Genomic DNA, 20,349 nt, shown 5'->3' on the forward strand with positions numbered 1-20,349 from the left:
CGCTTCTACGAAATGTTTGGGAATGGAAAGAAACCTTTACCGCTTGGTATGATTATTCTCCGAATGTCGAAGTCGCAACGCATGGTTTTAATCGTTGGCTTGAGCAGGGTGAACAAATCGCTCACACAGCTGTCAAAAGTGCGCTGAAAACGATGCGTAACTGGCAGGACGAAATCCTCAATTACCACCATTGCCGTTGGACAAATGCTACTGTAGAAGGTCGTCATAACCGTATTAAAGCATTTCAACGACGTCATTATTTCTTGCGTAACCCAGATCGATACAAAGCGGGCATTTTAGTTGAATGTAATCTTCATCGACTTTCAAGCTAAATATTCAAGCACTGATTTTGAGGTTGAGCCTCAAAATTCTTGGAGAATTCGGTACGATATGGTGGAATTATTTCTTTCCCATACCTCCAAGCATTTTGTTCTCCAATAAATTTAAATTCAAGTTCAGGATAATCATTCTCCATTCTTACAGAGTGCCTGTCCTGATTCTTTTTATAATCCAAGTAATGTCCCAATTCATGATATATGCACACTTCAAAGAATTCCTCGTCAGATAGATGTTTTAGTGGGCTATTTTCTTTCATTTTCTCTAGAGAAGCTAGGTTATATTTAATAACATTATCTTTCAAATGATACGCCATAGAAAAAGTATGTTCGTGTTCCTCTAGTAATTTACAAGAATTATTTGTATGAATACTAATCGTATCTTGTATAAGATTTAGAAAAAAAGAGCTTATGATAAATATTCTATTCACCTCATTAGATCAATTTATTACAATTATATTTATATAATTGAAGTTGGTCACAATGCTGCCCCACCTCATCAGCTAAATAAAATCCATGTTTTATGTAATGTCTTTAAGCAGTTCAGTTAAGCCATTAGGATATAAAATCTTATGTCCATGTTCAAAATCATCAACAGGTATCCATTTAGCGTATGTAGTCTTATTACCTTCAATAACTTTGAAATGTTCTTCCTCATATAAATTGGGGTCATTAAATTCAACAAGGTATAATTGAGTTATTTCATGTCCTATGTTCTCTTCGATCTTGAAAATGTTCTCAATACATTTGATATAACTTTTAATTGTTATTTCGATGCCAAGTTCCTCTTGAAATTCTCTTACAAGTGTCTCTTGCGAGTGTTCCCCAAGTTCGATTGTTCCACCTATTGGTCTATAATATAAACCATTTCCTTTTGAATAGATTCCTGATTGTTCTTCAACAAGTATTTGTTTGTTGCAAGTAACTATTCCTAAAGTATTAGTGTTAGTGCTAAGCCATACTGTCCGCCAACTGACGGCGTATGCTGTCCTTAACCTGACGGACAAGCTGTCCATTCAATGGTTTGAAAAAAGGGAGAATCATGAACATTCTCCCTGGATGACGCGTTTGACCATGTGATCATCGATGATGCGATGACCGTTCTGAGCGCCGTAGATTAAACTGTGTGTACAAACTTTGTTGACGAGTCTTGCAGAACCGCTAGAAAACCTATATATATCCTCAATCGCTCCATCCGAGAAGATCTCATTCTCAGCCCCAGCATACGTCAAATGTCGCTTTATATAATCCCCGACCTGTGCCCGATCATAATGCGGAAGCTTGCATTGTAAGTCGATCCGTTGCCTGATCGCAGCGTAAGCTTGAAGCCCTATCCGATCCCAAAGTTCACTTTGCCCCACCAAGATAAGCGTCATCGGACTTTGTGCATCCATTTTGAAATTCAACAAGAAACGAACCTCTTCAAGCATTTCACGGTCCAGTAAATGAGCTTCATCGACTACTACGACAGGCTGCAATTGATGAATGCCTCGCATGAGCTCAATTTCCCGATGTAACTGCCTTTTAGCGTCACCGCGATAAAATTTGGACTCACATCCGAGTTGTTCGAGTAAGCCTTTATAGAAATGCCGAGGCGTCAGCTTCGAATCTGACAGATAGAGCACCTTGTACTTGGCTTGATCCAAAACTTCCGTGAAGCGGCGAATGGTCGTTGTTTTGCCCGTTCCACAGTCGCCCGTCACAACGGCAAACCACTGTCTTTGGGCCGCATATTCCAGTCTGCCTAACGTTTCTTCGAGTACGACCGATTGATACAGTTCGCTTGTTGGGATATCCCTTGAAAATGGTGAATGCCGGAGCCCATAGAATGTCTCAAACATGATCCTGCTCCTTCCGCACGGCACGGTAGGACACAGCAGGTGCTTGCTGCTCTTTGCGCTGTTCATTACGCGTTTCGGCAGCATCCAGTAGTCTTGACGATGAAGCAGGCGACGGTCCTAGATGTTCCGGTAATGTAGGGCGTTTCCCCGCTCTTTCACCAATGACAAGTTCCCGCACATGCCATGGTGGATGCGCTTCGTACTCAATGGTCAGCTCCGTTATATCTGCTGGATCGAAGATGACTTCGACCGTGCAGCCGATGAACGGAAGGCCAACTTCGTACTTTCGATCCATGAAGCTGATGCAACCTGACTTGTCTACTTTTCGCGATTCACAATGCAAGAACGCATTCGTCAGTACGTCCGGGTCCACGAAGCGTAGCGCCTTCTTGTCGCTGCGAAACGTCGTTTCTGGACTTTGTTTGTTCACTAGTGCTGAATGAGGTTTGTACTGGTAGCACTCGCTGAGCCATACCTGAAACAGCTCATTAAGCCGCTCGAGCGTCTTCGGTTTCTCGAGCGTAGCTTCACTTAAAAAGCTATCTACAACGCGATTAAATCGTTCCACTTTGCCCGTTGCTTCAGGCGAATAAGGCTTAGCGAATACAAGCCTAATACCGAGTTTGGAACAAGCTCGCGTCATCCACTTCGTTCGGTATTGCTTCCCGTTGTCGAAGTACACCGCCTCGGGTACGCCATATTTCTGAATAGCGCTACGGAAACAGTCCTCGATGATGGATTTGTCCATGACGGGGTAGAACTCACCGTGCAGCATAAAACGCGTAGCGTCGTCCACGAAAGTAACCAGAAACACTTGCTTCATCGCTCCACCTGGACCAATGGGCAGATACGGACCGTACTTGATGTCTGAATGCCACAACCGATTGCGATGGCGCTGCTGAAAGCGCCTTGAAGCCACACCTGAGTCTGCATACATGCGCATATGGCGGCTACTGTAACCGCGCTGCGTGAGTTTTTCTTGCAGCGTGCTGCGCTTAATCTCACCTGGTGCAATGCGGCCTTCCCATTCCAAAATCTGAATGATTTGAGCGACACTGCGGCCCGGTACTTCACGACGCAGTAGAATAGCCTGCTCCATAAGCGGCTCTGCAATAACGGCTTCAGATGGTTGTCTTCCCTTACTCATTGGCTTCAGTCCGCCGAAGCCTTCTTGCCGATAGCGTTCTAAATAGCGACGTAGCGTCCTCTCAGAAAGGCCCGTTTGCTCGCAAATTTGTGCTTTTAGCTCCTTGGCCTTCGCGGGATCCAGTCCTTCTGCCAGTAGCGGTGACAACAGTTGCACCCGCTGAGCGGCAATCTCTTCCGCTTTCTGCTTATCTTTCATTCATGCTCATCTCCTTTTGCTAGACTACGAACTGAGTCTACCAAAAGCACCCGTGGACAAGAATGCAGAACGGGTATGTAGCCATAAATTCACATTGGCAATGGGACGGACAACTCTAGCCAGCCATCCAGGCGCATCGCCAACGATTTGTCCAATTCTCTGGTGTGTAGACAATGAAGGGGTGGACGAAACCTCCAAGGGTTGTTGATGAAAACGAACTGCGATCGAGGAAAGAGCGCCACACCAGTAAGTTGCTAGTTCGTTGTACCAGCTTTTCCAGCGGTACAACGTAGAGTCGTCTGCTGCAACAACAGCTGCATCCGTATCCTCTGAAACCACATCTTCCACACAAGTAGATTCGTAACGCTTGTAAGGAACCAAACAATCTGGTAGTTCATGATGGATCTTACAACAACCAGTACAGCGTAATCTTCGAAGAGATAACACCTTGGCTTCTCCGGTAGCATTCCTACTGATTCGTTTCCGACTACCAATGACCTGGAGCTCTTCCCCACAACAGGGGGAGGGAACCACTTCCGCACACCTAACAAAAAACGCCGGTGATCTTCTCAACCAGCACATAATTTGATACAATGACCATGTTATTTTTTTGTGAGAGGATGTCTCCGGTGAACCTGCGTCAACAGGTACACGTTTTATGGAGGCATCCTTTTCCTTTACTATGATACGGTCATTATATTCGTCAATCCGTGGACAGGCAATTCCGTCAGCTTTTGTGCATTATGATTCAGCGGCAACAGTATTAGCACGTGGATACAAATCACTTTCACTCCTTTAAATAAACAAGTAATTTAAATCACTTGTAACATATTTAAGCCACTCATATTGTGGAGACATAATCTCAGGTAACTTATCAAGTGGCGACCAAAATAATTTAAACAGATGATTATCTGCTTCCTGTGTCCATTGGTTAAGATTACATTCTGTATGTAAGTGGTAAAAATGTCTTTCAACTGTTGAAGCTAAATCTGTTTCCTCCACCCAACCTGTTATTTGATATGTTGTGTAGCTTGGCTCTGGATATTTATCTCCTTCTATATAGGAAATTTGTATAAACTCTCCATGCTTGCGTTCATGTTGGACAGCTGTCCCCCTTCTAATTTCAGCCCAATTAAAACTTGATAACTCTGGTCTTGAATAGACCCTAGCATTTTGATATATAACGTACTTATCGTCTGAAAGATTTATCTCTTGTTTTCCTATGTGGATACATGTAAGAAACTCATTTAACCCTGTTTCTTCAAAAGCTTCACGCAAGGCGGATTGTTTGAAATCCTCATTCATCTCAACAGTTCCTGCTGGAAATTGAATACCTGCATTTGGATGCTGAATAAGAAGCAATTCAATCTTCGCATCTTTTTCCCTAGTGATAAAACAAGTGACCTTGCCTAAAACGTTTCGTTGTATCATTCTTTTCCTCCAAAACTAGATACTTATTCTATTAACTTATTTGTTTAGGACTCATATGCGCTACCTCATACAAGTCATTTTCTTACTTCATAATGACTATCAAAATGGTAATGATGACTGATTGGGAAAAAGCGATTATCAAATCATTTCTCCAATATGTCTTAGCAAATGGACTGAACAATCTAAAAAGTAGAAAACTGCAAATGAAAATGCTTAGCCAAGTAAAAATTAAACCATTAACGATAGACAGATAGGGTTCTCTCCTTCAACGCCTAGTCCACACAAACACCAAAACGGAAATCCCAATAGCTGCAAACAATATCGCAATAATTCTCTGCATCACGAAATATGATTTGGTGGTTAGCTTTCCAACCTTGTGTGGTCTTCCATAATGCATATGGAGCAATCGCCCTTAGATCTATCCTTTTAAAGATAGCTTACCTGTTAAAATTCACTTAGCTATTCTACTTCACTACAATCTTTACTTTCTTTCCATCCTCAAACTTCTCTAACTGATTTGCAATATAGGAACCTGCACCACGATTATCAGCAGGAGTTACATACTCAATATCTGCACCTTTACCACCTTCAGCACACATTGCCATAGGATACTCGTCACGATCATAGCCCTTCTTAGTTGGCACACCCTTCAAGGATTCTTTTCGGTTTTCATCTGCGCCCTTACGGTCAATTGTACAGATATTTGATTTACCATGTTCTTCTGCTGCTTTTATATGTGCAGCGGTTTCTGGGAATCTATCGCTTGGAACGATTATTGTAGCTACAACTGAGCCATCTGTGGATTTAACTTGTGCGAAATAGTAAAATGTTACTGATAAAAGAATTATTGCTACTAGGAATGAGTATATTCTCTTTGTCATTAATTAGTCCTCACATGATGTTATTTAGTTGCCTTAAAATCGAAATCACCACTATCAAAAACAAATTCAGCATCATTTCCTTCAAAATTACAAACAAGATATTCAAACCATTGTTTATAACTCGCAGCTAAAACTTCTCGTTCTGCTGAATCGTGCCACATACTTATGATTTGACCTTCCGTACCTTTTGCAGTTGGTGCTAAATCAAGACAATGATGGTCTCCACATCCATTATATGTTAAAGGTATCCACGATTGTTGCCACCACACATTTGTAATCCCCTCTTGAGATTCAACATCCCACTCGTTAAATGTCCCTTTATCACTTAGTTCCTTCCAAACGTTCCACTCGTCAAAGATGCGTTGTGTAGATAGCAATTCCCATCCTGCAATAAGCCATTGGGAATCACCCTTTTGACCATTATGTATTTTTTTTGCTAATTCACGCTCAATCTCAAACAAATAGTTGAAGAATACCTTGATGTTACGTACATAATTAGCGATTGTTGTCATTGACACTGGCTTGTTGAAATCAGTTCTTCGATCGGGATAATTAATTTGTTTTCCACTTTCACGAACTACAACAGTATACTACCCACGCTCTTTGACGAATTTGATGTAGTGTCTAATGTGGGCGGTCTGGACTTTAGTTGCTTCAATGATCTTGAAATGCTCTTGAAGATACGAAAGAAATAATTTTAGGGATTGTTCATAACTTGCCAACGTCTTCTTTGACAAGTTTTTTGATGAGCAATAGAGCATGAAACTTTCCAAATGAAACTCAATGTTTGTCATAAAATAAAAAATTCCTCCTGTTCAGTGAGTTTTAATGCAACCCAATGAATAGAAAGAATTAGTTGGTTAGCCACAAAAAGTTTATTGGCTTTCAAAAGCTATTAGTTGGTATATCCGTCTAGGCTGGATTCCATTTCCAAAACCCCAAATCCCTTACATGACAAAGATTCTAACCCTCTCAAGAAACCTTATGCTCGATGCGAAGCTTATCAGCAACCATTGCGATGAACTCCGAATTGGTCGGTTTGGACTTCGAGATGTTAATCGTATACCCGAAGATAAATGAGATGGAATCAATGTTGCCGCGCGTCCAAGCGACTTCAATCGCATGACGAATGGCACGCTCAACGCGGCTAGGTGTAGTCTTGTACTTCTCAGCAATAGCTGGGTAAAGGGTTTTGGTGATCGCACCAAGGATTTCGATATTATTGTAGACCATCGTGATCGCTTCGCGAAGATATTGATATCCTTTAATATGCGCAGGAACGCCGATTTCATGTATGATGCTAGTGATATTAGCATCTAAGTTCTTACCTTTAGGCATATGTACAATATTTGCACGTGTCGTTGAAGTCGTTGCGGATGCTTGATTGTTGCCAACAAGCTGGCGAATACGGTTCGTTAACGTTTCCATATCAAAAGGCTTGAGAATGTAGTAAGAGGCTCCAAGTTGCACAGCTTTTTGAGTGATATTTTCTTGCCCAAAAGCGGTTAGCATGATGATTTTCGGTTGTGTGGGAAGATTCATCTCACGCATTTTTTCAAGTACACCCAGGCCATCCAAGTGAGGCATAATAATATCTAAAATGAGTACATCCGGCAATTCACGTTGTTGTTCAAGAAAACGAAGAACTTCGTTGCCATTGTACGCCACTCCTACAATTTCCATATCCTCTTGCTCACCAATGAACTCTGATAATAAATGGGTAAACTCACGATTGTCATCTGCTAGTAACACTTGAATTTTTTGCAACTTAAAATCCTCCTTTAGCTACTCAAACAAGTTGGTATTTTCTCTCTTAAGTAAAGGTATTCGACACCCCAACTTAAATTCCTTCTGTCGAATATTATTTTTCTTTTCTTTTAATTCACTTTCTTATATAATTATAAATTTATCTTCTATTTCCAACATTCTTCGACAAATTCATTGTAAATCGTGTTTTTCCTTGTAGAATGAGGTTAAGATAAAATAAAGAATCAAAGGCTGTTAACTCGCCTTTGATTCTTTGTAAGAGGCTCCTGAAGAAGGTCTAAGGATAATACCTGAGTCCTGAAGCATCCACTCTATGAAACAACCGTAACCACTTGTAGGATCATTTACAAATACGTGAGTAACGGCTCCGATTAACTTGCCATTCTGGATAATGGGGCTGCCACTCATTCCTTGCACAATACCACCTGTCTTATCTAACAATCGTGGATCTGTGATTTTAATGACCATCCCTTTTGTTCCTGGAATGTCTTGTTTGGACACATGGACGACTTGAATGTCAAATTTCTCGACCTTCTGTCCTTCCACGACCGTATAAATTTGAGCAGGGCCTTCTTTCACTTCTTCTGCAAAAGCAACAGGTATGGCTTCCTTATCCAGGCTGTGGTCAGGAGCAGCATACATTTTTCCAAAAATACCGAATGCTGTGTTTCTTTCAATATTACCAATGACTTTACTATCTTTGTACAAGGTAGCATGTTTCTCGCCGGGATCTCCATTATGGCTCTTGGAAATAGAGGTCACATTCGAATACACTATATCGCCGTCACCAACGATAATTGGCGTTTGGGTATCCATATCTGTGATAACATGTCCAAGTGCCCCGTAGACGCCTTGATCGGGTGCGTAGAAGGTTAGAGTACCAACACCCGCCGCTGAATCTCGAATGTACAAACCTAAGCGATAGGACTTATCTACGACGTCATAGACAGGCTGCAGCTTAACAAGAATCTCTTCATTGTTACGAAGGATTTTTAGCTCCAGCGGTGTTTTGCTTTCTCCGGATTTGGCGACAAGATCAGCAACTTTACTAACATCCTTGGAGTCTTTGCCATTGATCTTAGTAATTAAATCACCAACTTGAATTTTCGCTTCTTCACCTGGTGAAACTTTTTGGTCTTGGGCAACAGTTACTAAATGATGACCTACAACCAAAATACCGGCAGACTTAATTTTCACTCCGATTGTCTGACCACCTGGGATAACTTTCAAATCCGGTACGACATTGACTTTAACGGTCTTGATGGGGATTGCACCGAACAGCTTGAGCTTCATTTCTGTTTGCCCAGAGTGATCGGATTGCAAAGAGATGGGTTCTTTCAAATTAACTTGAAATGAGTGCTTGGCATTGCCATTAACCTTTACAATATCCGTATCTTTTACCGTGACTTGGGCGTTGACCGGCATTGTTAGTTGGAGCTGCTTCCCCTGACCGCTGAATAAGCGAAGTTCCTGGGGGAAGGAGGCAAAGCTTTGAAAAGGCGGAGACAAACTTACCATACAAACGAAGAAGACGAGCAGGAGTCCGAACAATCTTTTTCTTTTGCTGGATTGCAATATCTTCACGCTCCTTCACACTTCCTTGAGCCCTGACGATTGTCGTCGTCAAATGCGTACCTATAAGTTAACCCCACTCTCTTCGTTTTATAACTGAAAATGCTGACTATCTATACTTTCATGCCCTTGCTTTCTTATTTCTTGCCATGGCAAGCATTTCCCCTGCATGATGCAGGGTGGTTTCCGTCACTTCGACACCCCCGAGCATTCTCGCTAATTCCTCAATTCGTCCAGAATCAGGCATATCTTGAACTCGCGTAAATGTACGTTCTTGATCTACTTCTTTACGAATGTAGAAATGAACATCTGCGAAGCTAGCCACTTGAGGTAAATGCGTAATCGAGAAAACTTGGCAGTTTGTCGACAATGCGGATATTTTTTCTGCAATAGCTTGCGCCGCGCGGCCGCTTACACCTGTATCTACTTCGTCGAAAACCAGCACAGGAATTTGATCAATGCGTGCAAATATGGTTTTCATTGCGAGCATAATACGAGAGAGCTCGCCGCCTGAAGCAATTTTACTAAGACCGCGTAAAGGCTCTCCAGGATTGGGTGCCATGAGAAACTCAATTTGGTCGATCCCTTGCCGTGAGTAGCGTACTTTGTTGCCTTCAACAAGAATGCCGCGTTCGTCAAGTATTTGTTCCACTTGTACACGGAACTGCGTGCGTTCCATCTGCAGATCGCGAAGTTCATGCTCAATTTGATTTGCAAGCTGTTCAGCAATCCCTTTGCGCAAATTGGAAAGATCCAACGCCGCTACCCCCAACTGCTTTTCCTCAACCGCAAGCTTGTCTTCTAAATTACGAATATGCTCATCTTTATTTTCAATAGTATCGACTTCACTTTTAATTTTATCCAAATAAACGAGTATTTCTTTAATATTCTCTCCATATTTTCGCCTTAGAGACGTGATCATATCTAATCTTTGTTCAATAAAATCCAAACGCGAAGGGTTAAACTCAATACCATCTCGGTAGTCACGCAGTTGATAAGCAGCGTCTTCCATTTGATAATAAGCGGATTGCGCCTGCTCGAGAAGTGGACTTAGCTTCGTTGGATCCAGTTGAACGATATCCTGCAGTCTGGAAACCGCCTTGCCGGCAGCATCTAAGCCACGGTTCGTTGCATAGAGAAAATCATAAGCCTCAGAAGAGCTTTGAAATAGTTTCTCCGCGTTAGCCAGCTTTCGCTTTTCTTCGATTAACGTCTCATCTTCTCCGACTTTGAGCTTTGCAGCCGAAATCTCATCGATTTGAAAACGATATAAATCTAGCATTTGAAGCGCCTGTTTGCTTGTTTCTTGAAGATCTCGCAGCTCTTTTTGCAGCTTCATATATTGATCATAGCTAGCTTGATAGCTTTTCTTTGCAGCCACAACTTCGGAATCTCCGAATAAATCGAGAGAATCAATATGTTCATCCACATTCAACAGGGATTGATGCTCGTGCTGACCATGAATATTAACCAGCCACTCCCCTGTTTGGCGAAGCATCGTCAAGTTAACAAGTTGACCATTAATTCGGCTGGAGCTTTTGCCTGATGCGGTGATTTCTCTACGAATGACCAAATGCTCACTCGCATCTGCACTTATACCGAGCTCTGTAAGCGTATGCCAAACTGGATGCGTGGGCGGTAATTCGAACATCGCTTCAATCTCTGCCTTGTCCGCGCCATAGCGTACCAGCTCCGAAGATCCTCTCCCCCCAACAATGAGTGTTAAGGCATCGATAATGATGGATTTACCTGCACCAGTTTCTCCTGTTAAGACATGAAAACCTGCTTTGAAACGAATATGTACATGTTCAATTACAGCCAAATTACGAATCGAAAGTTCTGTAAGCATGTGCTCCTCCTGAAATTAAGATAGTAATGACATGACTTCATCCACAAAAGTTAGGCTATTCTCTTTGCCGCGGCAAATCACAAGAATGGTATCATCTCCGCAAATCGTTCCCATAACACCGTTCCACTCCAGATTATCAATAAGTGCGCATATCGTGTTCGCGGTGCCTGGCAAACATTTCATAACGACAAGATTGTCGGTATGGTCAATGCTAACAAAATGGTCACTCAAAGCTCTACGCAGTCTCTGCATCGGGTTAAACCGCTGGTCAGCCGGCATGGAGTACTTATATCTGCCATCGTCTAAGGGAACCTTTATCAGATGAAGCTCTTTGATATCGCGTGAGACTGTCGCTTGTGTGACGTGAAAGCCGGCAGCTCGAAGAGTTTCTACCAATTCATCCTGCGTCTCAATCTCGTGGTTCGTAATAATCTCTCTGATTTTCACATGCCTTTGACCTTTCATCCTTACACCTCTATATGAAATGTGATTTTTTTAATTTTGTTTAGGGCCATATCCACATAAAGCAAGCCATCAGCTTCTGGATAAATCAGACTATAGGCTAGCAGCATGTCGCGAACGGCACTACCTGTCATTTCAAGCGGTTTTCGTTCCTTTGCTACTTTCACGAGGTAAATGTGCTCTTCTTTCTGAGCAAAATAGTCGATAAATAACCGGCTTTCCAGCTGTTCTCTTTCATTGATCGTCATCCTGATGGGAATTTTGGTTTTACCGGCAAGTACATCGAAGCCAGCTCCTTCAAGCAGCTCCACGACTTCATCCTGCGGGATGTCTGAGTGTCTAGGAATCCTTCTTCGCTTCTTATTCGGTCCGTCCAGCCACCGTTGGAATCGCCAAAAGATAATGCCTACAACTATGATCAGGATTAACAAAATGACTTTAACATCGCCTTGTTCCATGTCCTCACCTCGCCATAGTATTCGCGGATTTACATGGAAAATCCTTCTTTATGAAGCAAGGATAAACGACTCCGTTGTCCCTTAGGGACGAAGTGAAAAAACCCATCTCTGGGCCGCAAAAGGCGTTCTCAAAGATGAGTTTATTTGCCATGCAATTTTTGTGCTTCTTTGACCGTCTCAGCAATCAAAGCTTTCAGAGAAGAAGCATTAGCAAGAGACGTATTGTCATCCGTATCACTTGACCAATAGGCAAGGAATTCAATATTCCCTTCCCCTCCGGTGATTGGTGAGTAGGTCAGTCCTTTCAGGCGAAAACCTAACTCTTCTGCAAAAGTTAACACAGTGGTCAGCACATCCACATGCACATCTGGATCGCGTACAACACCGGATTTGCCGACTTTCTCTCTACCTGCCTCGAACTGAGGTTTAATAAGGGCAACCACTTGCCCCTGATTTAATAAGATCTCCTTCAGTGGCGGTAAAATAATGCGCAACGAGATGAAAGATACATCTATGCTTGCAAAGGTAGGTCGCGGACCGTTCAAATCCTCCATTTTCGTATAGCGAAAATTCGTTCTCTCCATCACATGAACACGTTCATCATTACGAAGTGACCAGTCTAATTGATTATAGCCAACATCGACGGCGTACACAGAAGCAGCACCATTTTGCAGAGCACAGTCGGTAAATCCGCCTGTTGAGGCTCCGATATCTAGCATAACTGCTCCGGTTAAGTCGATATCAAATTGTTTCAATGCCTTCTCTAACTTAAGGCCGCCTCTGCTTACATAAGGATGAATGGCACCTTTCACTTTCAAAACAGCCTTCCGGCTAATCTTCATTCCCGCTTTATCAACAGGTTCTTCATCAGCAAAAACAAGGCCAGCCATAATGGCGGCCTTTGCTTTTTCTCTGCTTTCGAAATAGCCTTGCTCAAGAAGCAATAGATCTAATCGTTCTTTATCCGATGACATTGTGTTTGTGTTACTCCTATTCTTATCATCCATAGCCTTAAGCTCGTTGTCGTTTACGCGGCACTAGCTTCTTCACTTCAGCGATTAAGTTTTGTGCGGTAAGTCCAACTTCTTCACGTTGTTCCTTCACGCTACCATGCTCTACGAAGTAATCCGGGATACCCATAATGTGAACGTTCAATCCAACAACCCCTTTGGCTGCATAGAATTCCATTATGCTGCTGCCAAGTCCGCCTTGGATTGCCCCTTCTTCCATCGTGATAATTGGAATAGACTCGCTTGCTAATTGAAGTAAGCAGGCTTCATCTAGCGGTTTAATGAATCGTGCATTGACAACGCGAAGGTTGATGCCTTCCTTAGCTAATTGTTCGGCTGCTTCTTCCGCAATCTGCACCATCGGTCCAACTGCAAGTACAGCAGCATAATCCCCGTCGCGCAAAGTCTCCCACGTACCAATTGGAATTGCTTTGGGCTCATCAACAGTGCTCGCTCCCGTTCCACTATTTCTAGGATAGCGGTATGCGATAGGTCCATCATTGTACTCAAGAGCAGTCTGCATCATATCTCTTAACTCACGTTCGTCCTTCGGCATCATAAGCACCATGTTCGGAAGCGTCCGTAAAAATGTAATATCGTAAGCGCCATGATGGGTCTCGCCATCTGGACCTACAAACCCTGCACGGTCAATAGCAAACGTTACGTTCAGCTTCGGACGGCAAATATCGTGGACAACTTGATCGTAAGCTCTCTGTAGAAAAGTAGAATATACCGCAAATACAGGTTTCAGACCTTCACTCGCAAGTCCTGCACATAGTGTTGCTGCATGCTGCTCCGCAATACCGACGTCAATCATCCGATTGGGGAACTGCTTCGCGAACTTCAGTAACCCAGAGCCTCCCGGCATAGCTGGCGTAACTGCAACAATTCTGGTGTCCTTCTCAGCAAGCTCGATTAACGTATTCCCAAAAATTTCTGTATACATAGGAGGACCTACGGATTTAAGCACTTGACCTGATTCGATCTTGTAAGGTCCTGGACCATGCCAACTGTGCGAATCCTGTTCAGCAGGCGTATACCCTTTACCCTTGGTCGTAACGACATGAACAAGCACAGGACCGTTGACTTTCTCGGCCTGTTTAAGCGTATCAAGCAATACCGGCAAATTATGTCCGTCTACAGGACCAATGTATGTGAAACCTAATTCCTCAAACCAAACACCGTTCAGTACAAAATATTTGAGACTGTCCTTCAGCTTTTCCGCGGTTTTGGCCAAGGTGCCGCCGATGGCAGGAATTTTCTTAAGTAAATGTTCAACTTCTTCTTTGGCCTTTAGATAATGACGATCCGAACGAATTTTGCTCAAATAATTATGAATCGCCCCGACATTGGGCGCAATCGACATTTCATTGTCATTCAGAATGACCATAATATTTTTCTTCTCATGACCAATGTGGTTCATTGCTTCTAACGCCATACCGCCAGTAATAGCCCCATCACCGATAACAGCAACAACTTTATTATGTTCACCTTTAAGATCGCGGGCCATCGCCATTCCCATAGCGGCTGACAGCGAGGTACTGCTATGCCCGGCTTCCCAGACGTCATGTTCACTTTCAGAGCGTTTTACGAATCCACAAAGTCCCTTGTACTTGCGCAGGGTATCGAATTTATCTTTGCGACCAGTTAAAATTTTGTGGACATAAGCTTGATGACCCACATCAAAAATAAATTTATCATACGGGCTGTGGAACAAGGTATGTAAAGCAATGGTGAGCTCAACCACACCTAAATTGGAGGACAAGTGTCCACCTGTAACGGACAGCTTCTCTATCAGAAATTGACGGATTTCACCAGCCAATGTCTCAAGCTCCGTCAAGGATAAACGCTTCAAGTCCTCAGGCCGATTGATTTGTTCGAGCAGCACGCTTGTTTCCTCACTTTCAATGTGAAAATGCTAAGATTTCACCATTATATCATAGTTTTGGGTATTACGTGTAAAACGGCAACAAACACAAGGGGTAGTACACCTTATAAAGGACTAATGATCCCTCTGCATCAAGTAATCCGCCAGTTGGAGAAGCCTCTCCGGGTGCGCAATCTGTGCACGAAGCAACGTTTCTTTGGCGTGATTCGTTAAATCCTTGACCTTCTGCTCCGAAGCTTCCATTCCAATAAAAAAGGGATAAGTTACCTTTTGCTGCTTCTCATCGCTCTTCACGGGTTTACCTAACTTCTTCTCATCTCCGATAATATCCAAAATATCATCCTGAATCTGAAAAGCAAGACCAATCGCATTGCCGAATTCACTAAGTGCACTCAGTTGCGCTTCCGTTGCGCCCGCAATATGACCGCCAGCACGTAAGGAGAAAACAATGAGATCACTTGTCTTATGCGTATGAATGAAAGCTAATTCTTCTAGCTTTGTAATGCCTTGCTCCCCGAGCATATCAGCGGCTTGACCGCCAACCATCCCTCTTGCTCCTGCATATACGGCAAGTTCTTCTGTAATGGCTAGCACGCGTTCTGCTGGAATTCCATGACTTTTATGAGCTTGCGTAATACTGAAGAATGCTTGAGTCAGCAGTGCATCGCCAGCTAGAATGGCCATGGCCTCACCATACACCTTATGGTTCGTCAGCTTGCCACGGCGATAATCATCATTATCCATGGCTGGCAAATCGTCATGAACCAGGGAGTATGTATGAACCATCTCAATGGCTAGAGCAACAGGCATCGCTGCTTCTAGAGAACCCCCAAGCACTTCAGCTGCTGCAAGTACCAGAATGGGGCGCAAGCGCTTGCCCCCAGCCATTAAGGAATAGTTCATGGACTCACGAAGTGAACCAGGAACGTCCCATACTGCAGGCAGCGCTTGGATTAAAGCCGCTTCGACCATTTCTGCATGGGAAGCTATATATTCATGAATCGTTGACGTCTTATTCAACCTAATTCCCCTTATCTTCCAAGACAGGTTGGAAAGGCTTCCTGCTCACAGTGCCCGTTTCACCTTCAACCAGCATCTCAATTTTCTTCTCTACTTGTTCTAGCTTCACACCGCATAGATGGGAGAGCCTAACGCCTTCCTGATATAGCTCAATGGCTTTCTCCAGAGGCACATCACCGCTTTCCAATTGGGCAACAATGCGCTCCAGCTGTTCAATGGCCAATTCAAAACTAACTTCCGTTTCACTCGTTGACATCTTTGTTCTCCTCCATCCCCGATACCTGACAATTCAATCTTCCGTCCTTCAGACGAATCTTAACGAAATCCCCCACCTTCACTTGGGAGACTGAACGAATGAGCTGCTGCTCATCTTCATCGTACGCTAAGCTGTAGCCCCGCTGCATGACCTTCAGCGGGCTGAGGGCGTCCAAATGACGGACGCCGGACTGCCACTCCTGCTTCTTCGTACGCAGGAGGGTCTGCATCGCCGTGAGCATCTGCCGCCCCGCCGTATCCAAGCGGCGCCTTGCCGACACGGCCTGCTCTTTGGGATTGAAGCTGGATAAGCGGCGCTCCAGCTTCGATCGCCGTTCCGCCAGCAGCGTTAGGCGCTGGCGCATGCGAAACCTAAGCTGCTCCGCCAGCCGGTCGAGCCGCTCCGCAGGCTGCATCAGCAGCTGCCTGCGGGGGTTCGTCAGGAACGGGGAGCGCTTCGCGCGCTCCAGCCGTTCCTGCTTGCGGCGCAGCTGCTGGAGCAGCCCGTAGTGCAGCCGCTGCGCGAGCTGCGACAGCTGCTGCCTCAGCTCGTGGTGGTGCGGCACCGCGAGCTCGGCCGCCGCCGTAGGCGTCGGCGCTCGGAGATCGGCGACGAAGTCCGCGATCGTGAAGTCCGTCTCATGGCCGACGGCCGAGATGACGGGGATCGCGGAGGCTGCGATAGCCCGCGCAACGGCTTCCTCGTTGAATGCCCAGAGTTCCTCAAGCGAGCCGCCGCCGCGGCCCACGATGAGCACGTCGGCTTCACCGAGACGGTTCATCGCTTCGATCGCCTTGACGATCGAAGGCGCCGCTTGCGCCCCCTGTACCAATACCGGGTACAGGAGAATCGGAATCGATGGGAAACGCCGCTGCAGCGTGATGATGACATCACGAATAGCGGCTCCCGTCGGAGATGTGATCACGCCGATCGCGCGCGGAAACCGAGGAATCGGTTTCTTGCGCTCCGCCGCGAACAGCCCTTCCCCTTCGAGCTTCTTCTTGAGCTGCTCGAAGGCCAAATACAAACTGCCGATGCCATCCGGCTGCATCGCCGTCACATAGAACTGATACGCTCCGTCTCTTTCGTATACGGAAATATTACCGCGAGCGATCACTTTCGTTCCCTCTTTCGGTATAAAACCGAGCTTCTGGTTATGCGAAGCAAACATAATGCTTTTGAGCCTGCCATCCGCATCTTTGATCGTAAAATACATATGACCGCTGGAATGGTGAGTAAAATTAGAGATTTCCCCGCGAACCCAAACATCCTGCAGACGGGAATCGCCCTCTAGCATGAGTTTAATATACCGGTTCAAATCCTTAACAGATAAAATCTTCGTCTCGTTTCTCGCCATACTCCTGATTAAACACTCACATTCGCTTTAGCTGCGCGACTTGCTGCATCAACGGTGTTTCGAAGCAGCATGGTAATCGTCATTGGACCTACGCAACCGGGTACGGGTGTGATTGCACTTGCAACCTCTTTAACCGCTTCGAAATCAACATCCCCGGTCAATTTACCGTCAGCAGGACGATTCATCCCCACATCGATAACGACGGCACCAGGCTTCACGTGATGAGCTTTAATCAAATGCGCTTTTCCGACAGCAACAACAAGAATATCCGCTTGTTTCGTAATTTCCTCCATATTCGGAGTACGAGAGTGAACAACGGATACTGTCGCATGCTCGCGCAGAAGCAGCATAGCCATTGGTTTGCCTACGATGTTGCTTCTTCCTACTACAACAGCGTGCTTACCAGCTATTTCTACTCCCGTGCGTTTTAGAATTTCGATAACACCATGCGGGGTACATGGCTTCATGCCGTCTTTGCCAATCATCAAGTTACCGACATTAATGGGGTGGAAACAATCTACATCCTTAAGCGGATCAATTTCATCAACAACAGCTTCTTCATTGATATGCTTAGGCAGCGGTGATTGAACAAGAATGCCGTTAATTCGGTTATCATTATTAAATTTATGAATAAGTGCGATTAACTCTTGTTGCGTTGTATGTTCTGGCAAACGATTAACTTCGGAATAAATCCCTACATCATCGCAAGCCTTCGCTTTGTTTCTTACATATACCTGTGAAGCCGCATCTTCTCCCACAATAACAACTACAAGACCAGGCTGGTTGCCTTGCGCAGTTAGCGCGGCCGCATCCGACCTGATCTCCTCACGTATGGAACTCACGAGTTCTTTCCCATTAATAACTTGTGCAGACATGTTATTTCCCCCTAAGAGTTTTGTGAAAAACTTAATGGCTATATATAAATGGTTGAATAATCAATGTTAATTAGGACGGTGTAACTTTGCCCTTTAAATCTTCAACTTCTTTAATCATTTTACCAAGTACACCGTTAACGAACTTACCTGACTCCTCCGTGCCATAATGCTTGGCTAAATCAATCGCCTCATTGACGACAACTTTAGGTGGAACATCGTCCCTATACAGCATTTCATACACTGCCAAACGCAGCACTTCACGATCAATCCGTGAGAGCCTGTCCATCGCCCATCCTTTTAAGTACTCTTCAAGCAGTTCATCAATTCTAACTTTGTTACTGTATGTACCCTCAACGAGTTCAATAATGTAAAGAGGGTCAATTTTATCGCCGGAAAAATTCAACTCAGTTTCATTATCATTCTCTGCTTCATGAATCGCAATTTGGACAGCTTCCTGAGGTGTAGCCTCATTCATCTGGATTTGGTAAAGGCTTTGTACAGCAATTTCTCGTGCAACTCTGCGTTTCATTGTGGTCCTCCTAAAGTTTTCGCCAGAAAACTGACTTTCGTAAGCATTCGATTGTGTAATTCGTCCTAAAAAACTCTTTTTACTAGTATACGTCATATTGGAATGAATCCAAACAAAAAAATCCATGGTAGAACCAGGGATTTTAGCGAAACATTCTCCATTTTTGCGTGAGATAGCGCCAAATGTCTTCTAGAATGACGAATCTTTCTTTCCGATCCAGTTTGTTCCCTACATACAAGCCGAGCAGAACAATGAATCCAAAGATCAACATATCCCAAAAACCAAAAAATAAATAAATGAAGCCGAAGAAAACGCCTGCTGCCACTCCGATCACTTTGCCCCTATGGGACTCCCACAGCTCATTCCACATGAGTGGGTTCACCTCTATTCGACTCGGCTTTTAAAAGTTGGGGCTGATTGCACGATGTTCGCTACGAATACGGTTACGGAAGCTACAGGAATGCCAGTAATATCTTCAATGTAACTTTTCACAGTACTTTGCATCTCTTCAGTAAGCTCAGGAATCGAACTTTCCCCGTCCACAATCGTTCTGATCGTAATCTCTAAACCTGATTGATTCACCCTAACACGGGCGCGAAGATCTTTGGCACCTTTGATACGACCAGCAGCTTTCAAAGATAAATTCTCAACGGTTTCAATCGAGATACGAATATCTCCGAAATCCGTTCGTTGGTCGATAGATGGTGCCTGAGAACGGCCACGACGCAGTGTTAAAATGAGAAAACGAACAGAGATCAACAGCATGATCAAGCTGATGATTATCGCCGGGTACGCAAAGCTTTTTTCGAAATAAAAATTACTTAGCATTTGGCCTGCTTGTTCTAACGGGATCCAGCTTGAAGCTGTGAACAAAACAACGATAGAAGCAACTAGAATAATTAGGCTATAGAGAAGTAGCAAGAGCCTGTCCACAATTTTACCCACGTAAGCTTGTCCCCTTCCTATAGTTAGAGGAAACCCCCTGCAACCTGTAGGGGGTTTCAATTGATCCATATGGTTGCAGCAATCCGCCTATTTCACACGATGGGCAGCTGCTGTTTCTTCTTCAACCGGTTTATCTGCCTGTTTAAAATGAACATCATGAATATGAACGTTGACTTCAACAACGTTTAAGCCAGTCATCGATTCAATTGACTGCTTCACGTTATGTTGAATGTCGCTTGCAACTTCTGGAATGCGATTGCCATATTCAATAATGATGGAGACGTCAATGGCTGCTTCACGTTGCCCGACTTCTACCTTTACGCCTTTGGACAAATTCTTGCGTCCAAGCAATTCAGCAATGCCGCCAGCTAATCCGCCACTCATCCCCGCTACTCCTTGCACTTCCACCGTTGCCAAACCGGCAATGATTTCGATAACCTCGGGGGCAATTTGGATGCTGCCCATGTCTGTTTTGACGTAGTCCGGAGCGATTGTGCTCATTGTGGCACCTCCTTAGAGTTTGTAATG

25 protein-coding genes are annotated in these 20,349 nt (G+C 44.3%); 1 reads left to right on the forward strand and 24 read right to left on the reverse strand.

Features of this window, described 5'->3' with window-relative positions:
* A partial coding sequence (locus G519_RS0125665) for a transposase (RefSeq protein WP_029197129.1) occupies window positions 1–332 on the forward strand: 332 nt, incomplete at its 5' end.
* On the opposite strand, the gene G519_RS0125670 is transcribed toward G519_RS0125665, so the two are convergent.
* The 24 genes from G519_RS0125670 to G519_RS0125785 all read right to left on the reverse strand — a co-directional run bounded on the left by G519_RS0125670 (window position 329) and on the right by G519_RS0125785 (window position 20,322).
* Window positions 329–640, reverse strand: coding sequence for a hypothetical protein (locus tag G519_RS0125670; protein WP_154669614.1), 312 nt, complete (start codon window positions 638–640; stop codon window positions 329–331). The genes G519_RS0125665 and G519_RS0125670 overlap by 4 nt on opposite strands.
* Window positions 641–856: 216 nt before the next feature.
* Window positions 857–1,342: an NUDIX hydrolase gene (locus tag G519_RS0125675; RefSeq protein ID WP_244280221.1), complete on the reverse strand. Its 486-nt coding sequence runs from the start codon at window positions 1,340–1,342 to the stop codon at window positions 857–859.
* A gap of 33 nt (window positions 1,343–1,375) precedes the next feature.
* Complete coding sequence (locus G519_RS0125680) at window positions 1,376–2,176, reverse strand: ExeA family protein (RefSeq protein WP_029197132.1); 801 nt, start codon at window positions 2,174–2,176, stop codon at window positions 1,376–1,378.
* Complete coding sequence (locus G519_RS0125685) at window positions 2,169–3,521, reverse strand: DDE-type integrase/transposase/recombinase (protein ID WP_029197133.1); 1,353 nt, start codon at window positions 3,519–3,521, stop codon at window positions 2,169–2,171. Before G519_RS0125685 ends, G519_RS0125680 begins: the two co-directional genes overlap by 8 nt.
* Before the next feature lie 24 nt (window positions 3,522–3,545).
* The gene (locus G519_RS49280; protein WP_084160343.1) at window positions 3,546–4,103 is read right to left on the reverse strand and encodes a DUF6431 domain-containing protein; all 558 of its coding nucleotides are present in this window, start codon (window positions 4,101–4,103) and stop codon (window positions 3,546–3,548) included.
* Between the two features lie 213 nt (window positions 4,104–4,316).
* Window positions 4,317–4,952, reverse strand: a complete 636-nt coding sequence (locus G519_RS47805; RefSeq protein WP_051253684.1) for an NUDIX domain-containing protein — start codon at window positions 4,950–4,952, stop codon at window positions 4,317–4,319.
* Between the two features lie 464 nt (window positions 4,953–5,416).
* Window positions 5,417–5,833, reverse strand: coding sequence for a NucA/NucB deoxyribonuclease domain-containing protein (locus G519_RS0125700; protein WP_029197135.1), 417 nt, complete (start codon window positions 5,831–5,833; stop codon window positions 5,417–5,419).
* A 20-nt stretch (window positions 5,834–5,853) separates the two neighbouring features.
* Window positions 5,854–6,345, reverse strand: a complete 492-nt coding sequence (locus G519_RS52395) for an SMI1/KNR4 family protein (protein WP_051253685.1) — start codon at window positions 6,343–6,345, stop codon at window positions 5,854–5,856.
* A 78-nt stretch (window positions 6,346–6,423) separates the two neighbouring features.
* Window positions 6,424–6,627: a site-specific integrase gene (locus tag G519_RS52400; protein ID WP_029197136.1), complete on the reverse strand. Its 204-nt coding sequence runs from the start codon at window positions 6,625–6,627 to the stop codon at window positions 6,424–6,426.
* Between the two features lie 178 nt (window positions 6,628–6,805).
* On the reverse strand, window positions 6,806–7,600 hold the full coding sequence (gene spo0A, locus G519_RS0125715; RefSeq protein ID WP_029197137.1) for a sporulation transcription factor Spo0A: 795 nt from the start codon (window positions 7,598–7,600) through the stop codon (window positions 6,806–6,808).
* Between the two features lie 234 nt (window positions 7,601–7,834).
* Window positions 7,835–9,175, reverse strand: coding sequence for a SpoIVB peptidase (gene spoIVB, locus G519_RS0125720; RefSeq protein WP_029197138.1), 1,341 nt, complete (start codon window positions 9,173–9,175; stop codon window positions 7,835–7,837).
* 118 nt (window positions 9,176–9,293) lie between these two features.
* Window positions 9,294–11,021: a DNA repair protein RecN gene (gene recN / locus G519_RS0125725; RefSeq protein ID WP_029197139.1), complete on the reverse strand. Its 1,728-nt coding sequence runs from the start codon at window positions 11,019–11,021 to the stop codon at window positions 9,294–9,296.
* Between the two features lie 15 nt (window positions 11,022–11,036).
* On the reverse strand, window positions 11,037–11,486 hold the full coding sequence (ahrC, locus tag G519_RS0125730; protein ID WP_029197140.1) for a transcriptional regulator AhrC/ArgR: 450 nt from the start codon (window positions 11,484–11,486) through the stop codon (window positions 11,037–11,039).
* A gap of 2 nt (window positions 11,487–11,488) precedes the next feature.
* Window positions 11,489–11,941, reverse strand: coding sequence for a hypothetical protein (locus tag G519_RS0125735; RefSeq protein WP_029197141.1), 453 nt, complete (start codon window positions 11,939–11,941; stop codon window positions 11,489–11,491).
* A gap of 140 nt (window positions 11,942–12,081) precedes the next feature.
* Window positions 12,082–12,915: a TlyA family RNA methyltransferase gene (locus tag G519_RS0125740; RefSeq protein WP_029197142.1), complete on the reverse strand. Its 834-nt coding sequence runs from the start codon at window positions 12,913–12,915 to the stop codon at window positions 12,082–12,084.
* A gap of 37 nt (window positions 12,916–12,952) precedes the next feature.
* Entirely contained in the window at window positions 12,953–14,839 is a 1,887-nt protein-coding gene (dxs, locus tag G519_RS0125745; RefSeq protein WP_029197143.1) for a 1-deoxy-D-xylulose-5-phosphate synthase, read from the reverse strand.
* A gap of 114 nt (window positions 14,840–14,953) precedes the next feature.
* Window positions 14,954–15,811 (reverse strand): polyprenyl synthetase family protein, encoded by an 858-nt coding sequence (locus G519_RS0125750; RefSeq protein ID WP_051253688.1) that lies wholly within the window; start codon window positions 15,809–15,811, stop codon window positions 14,954–14,956.
* 49 nt (window positions 15,812–15,860) lie between these two features.
* On the reverse strand, window positions 15,861–16,115 hold the full coding sequence (gene xseB, locus G519_RS0125755) for an exodeoxyribonuclease VII small subunit (RefSeq protein WP_029197145.1): 255 nt from the start codon (window positions 16,113–16,115) through the stop codon (window positions 15,861–15,863).
* Window positions 16,102–17,472 (reverse strand): exodeoxyribonuclease VII large subunit, encoded by a 1,371-nt coding sequence (gene xseA / locus G519_RS0125760; RefSeq protein WP_036633760.1) that lies wholly within the window; start codon window positions 17,470–17,472, stop codon window positions 16,102–16,104. Before xseA ends, xseB begins: the two co-directional genes overlap by 14 nt.
* An 8-nt stretch (window positions 17,473–17,480) precedes the next feature.
* A complete protein-coding gene (gene folD / locus G519_RS0125765; protein WP_029197147.1) occupies window positions 17,481–18,347 on the reverse strand; it encodes a bifunctional methylenetetrahydrofolate dehydrogenase/methenyltetrahydrofolate cyclohydrolase FolD in 867 nt (288 codons plus the stop codon).
* 70 nt (window positions 18,348–18,417) lie between these two features.
* Window positions 18,418–18,876, reverse strand: coding sequence for a transcription antitermination factor NusB (nusB, locus tag G519_RS0125770; protein WP_029197148.1), 459 nt, complete (start codon window positions 18,874–18,876; stop codon window positions 18,418–18,420).
* A gap of 142 nt (window positions 18,877–19,018) precedes the next feature.
* The gene (locus G519_RS0125775; protein ID WP_029197149.1) at window positions 19,019–19,246 is read right to left on the reverse strand and encodes a DUF2273 domain-containing protein; all 228 of its coding nucleotides are present in this window, start codon (window positions 19,244–19,246) and stop codon (window positions 19,019–19,021) included.
* A gap of 14 nt (window positions 19,247–19,260) precedes the next feature.
* Window positions 19,261–19,821 carry an alkaline shock response membrane anchor protein AmaP gene (gene amaP / locus G519_RS0125780; protein WP_029197150.1) on the reverse strand — a complete coding sequence of 187 codons (561 nt, stop codon included), beginning with the start codon at window positions 19,819–19,821 and terminating at the stop codon, window positions 19,261–19,263.
* Window positions 19,822–19,908: 87 nt separating this feature from the next.
* A complete protein-coding gene (locus G519_RS0125785) occupies window positions 19,909–20,322 on the reverse strand; it encodes an Asp23/Gls24 family envelope stress response protein (RefSeq protein WP_029197151.1) in 414 nt (137 codons plus the stop codon).
* Window positions 20,323–20,349: the final 27 nt, after the last annotated feature.

The organism is Paenibacillus alginolyticus DSM 5050 = NBRC 15375, assembly GCF_000422905.1.
GTDB classification, from domain to species: Bacteria; Bacillota; Bacilli; order Paenibacillales; family NBRC-103111; genus Paenibacillus_E; species Paenibacillus_E alginolyticus.

What these genes read in the sequence shown, in the direction of transcription:
- G519_RS0125750 (WP_051253688.1), bottom strand. Translation starts at nt 15,811, where the DNA reads ATGGTCGAAGCGGCTTTAATCCAAGCGCTGCCTGCAGTATGGGACGTT.
- G519_RS0125700 (WP_029197135.1), bottom strand. Translation starts at nt 5,833, where the DNA reads ATGACAAAGAGAATATACTCATTCCTAGTAGCAATAATTCTTTTATCA.
- G519_RS52400 (WP_029197136.1), bottom strand. Translation starts at nt 6,627, where the DNA reads ATGACAAACATTGAGTTTCATTTGGAAAGTTTCATGCTCTATTGCTCA.
- folD (WP_029197147.1), bottom strand. Translation starts at nt 18,347, where the DNA reads ATGTCTGCACAAGTTATTAATGGGAAAGAACTCGTGAGTTCCATACGT.
- G519_RS0125735 (WP_029197141.1), bottom strand. Translation starts at nt 11,941, where the DNA reads ATGGAACAAGGCGATGTTAAAGTCATTTTGTTAATCCTGATCATAGTT.
- G519_RS0125785 (WP_029197151.1), bottom strand. Translation starts at nt 20,322, where the DNA reads ATGAGCACAATCGCTCCGGACTACGTCAAAACAGACATGGGCAGCATC.
- G519_RS47805 (WP_051253684.1), bottom strand. Translation starts at nt 4,952, where the DNA reads ATGATACAACGAAACGTTTTAGGCAAGGTCACTTGTTTTATCACTAGG.
- ahrC (WP_029197140.1), bottom strand. Translation starts at nt 11,486, where the DNA reads ATGAAAGGTCAAAGGCATGTGAAAATCAGAGAGATTATTACGAACCAC.
- G519_RS0125685 (WP_029197133.1), bottom strand. Translation starts at nt 3,521, where the DNA reads ATGAAAGATAAGCAGAAAGCGGAAGAGATTGCCGCTCAGCGGGTGCAA.
- G519_RS0125680 (WP_029197132.1), bottom strand. Translation starts at nt 2,176, where the DNA reads ATGTTTGAGACATTCTATGGGCTCCGGCATTCACCATTTTCAAGGGAT.
- G519_RS52395 (WP_051253685.1), bottom strand. Translation starts at nt 6,345, where the DNA reads ATGACAACAATCGCTAATTATGTACGTAACATCAAGGTATTCTTCAAC.
- xseB (WP_029197145.1), bottom strand. Translation starts at nt 16,115, where the DNA reads ATGTCAACGAGTGAAACGGAAGTTAGTTTTGAATTGGCCATTGAACAG.
- recN (WP_029197139.1), bottom strand. Translation starts at nt 11,021, where the DNA reads ATGCTTACAGAACTTTCGATTCGTAATTTGGCTGTAATTGAACATGTA.
- G519_RS0125775 (WP_029197149.1), bottom strand. Translation starts at nt 19,246, where the DNA reads ATGTGGAATGAGCTGTGGGAGTCCCATAGGGGCAAAGTGATCGGAGTG.
- G519_RS0125740 (WP_029197142.1), bottom strand. Translation starts at nt 12,915, where the DNA reads ATGTCATCGGATAAAGAACGATTAGATCTATTGCTTCTTGAGCAAGGC.
- G519_RS49280 (WP_084160343.1), bottom strand. Translation starts at nt 4,103, where the DNA reads ATGTGCTGGTTGAGAAGATCACCGGCGTTTTTTGTTAGGTGTGCGGAA.
- nusB (WP_029197148.1), bottom strand. Translation starts at nt 18,876, where the DNA reads ATGAAACGCAGAGTTGCACGAGAAATTGCTGTACAAAGCCTTTACCAA.
- xseA (WP_036633760.1), bottom strand. Translation starts at nt 17,472, where the DNA reads ATGGCGAGAAACGAGACGAAGATTTTATCTGTTAAGGATTTGAACCGG.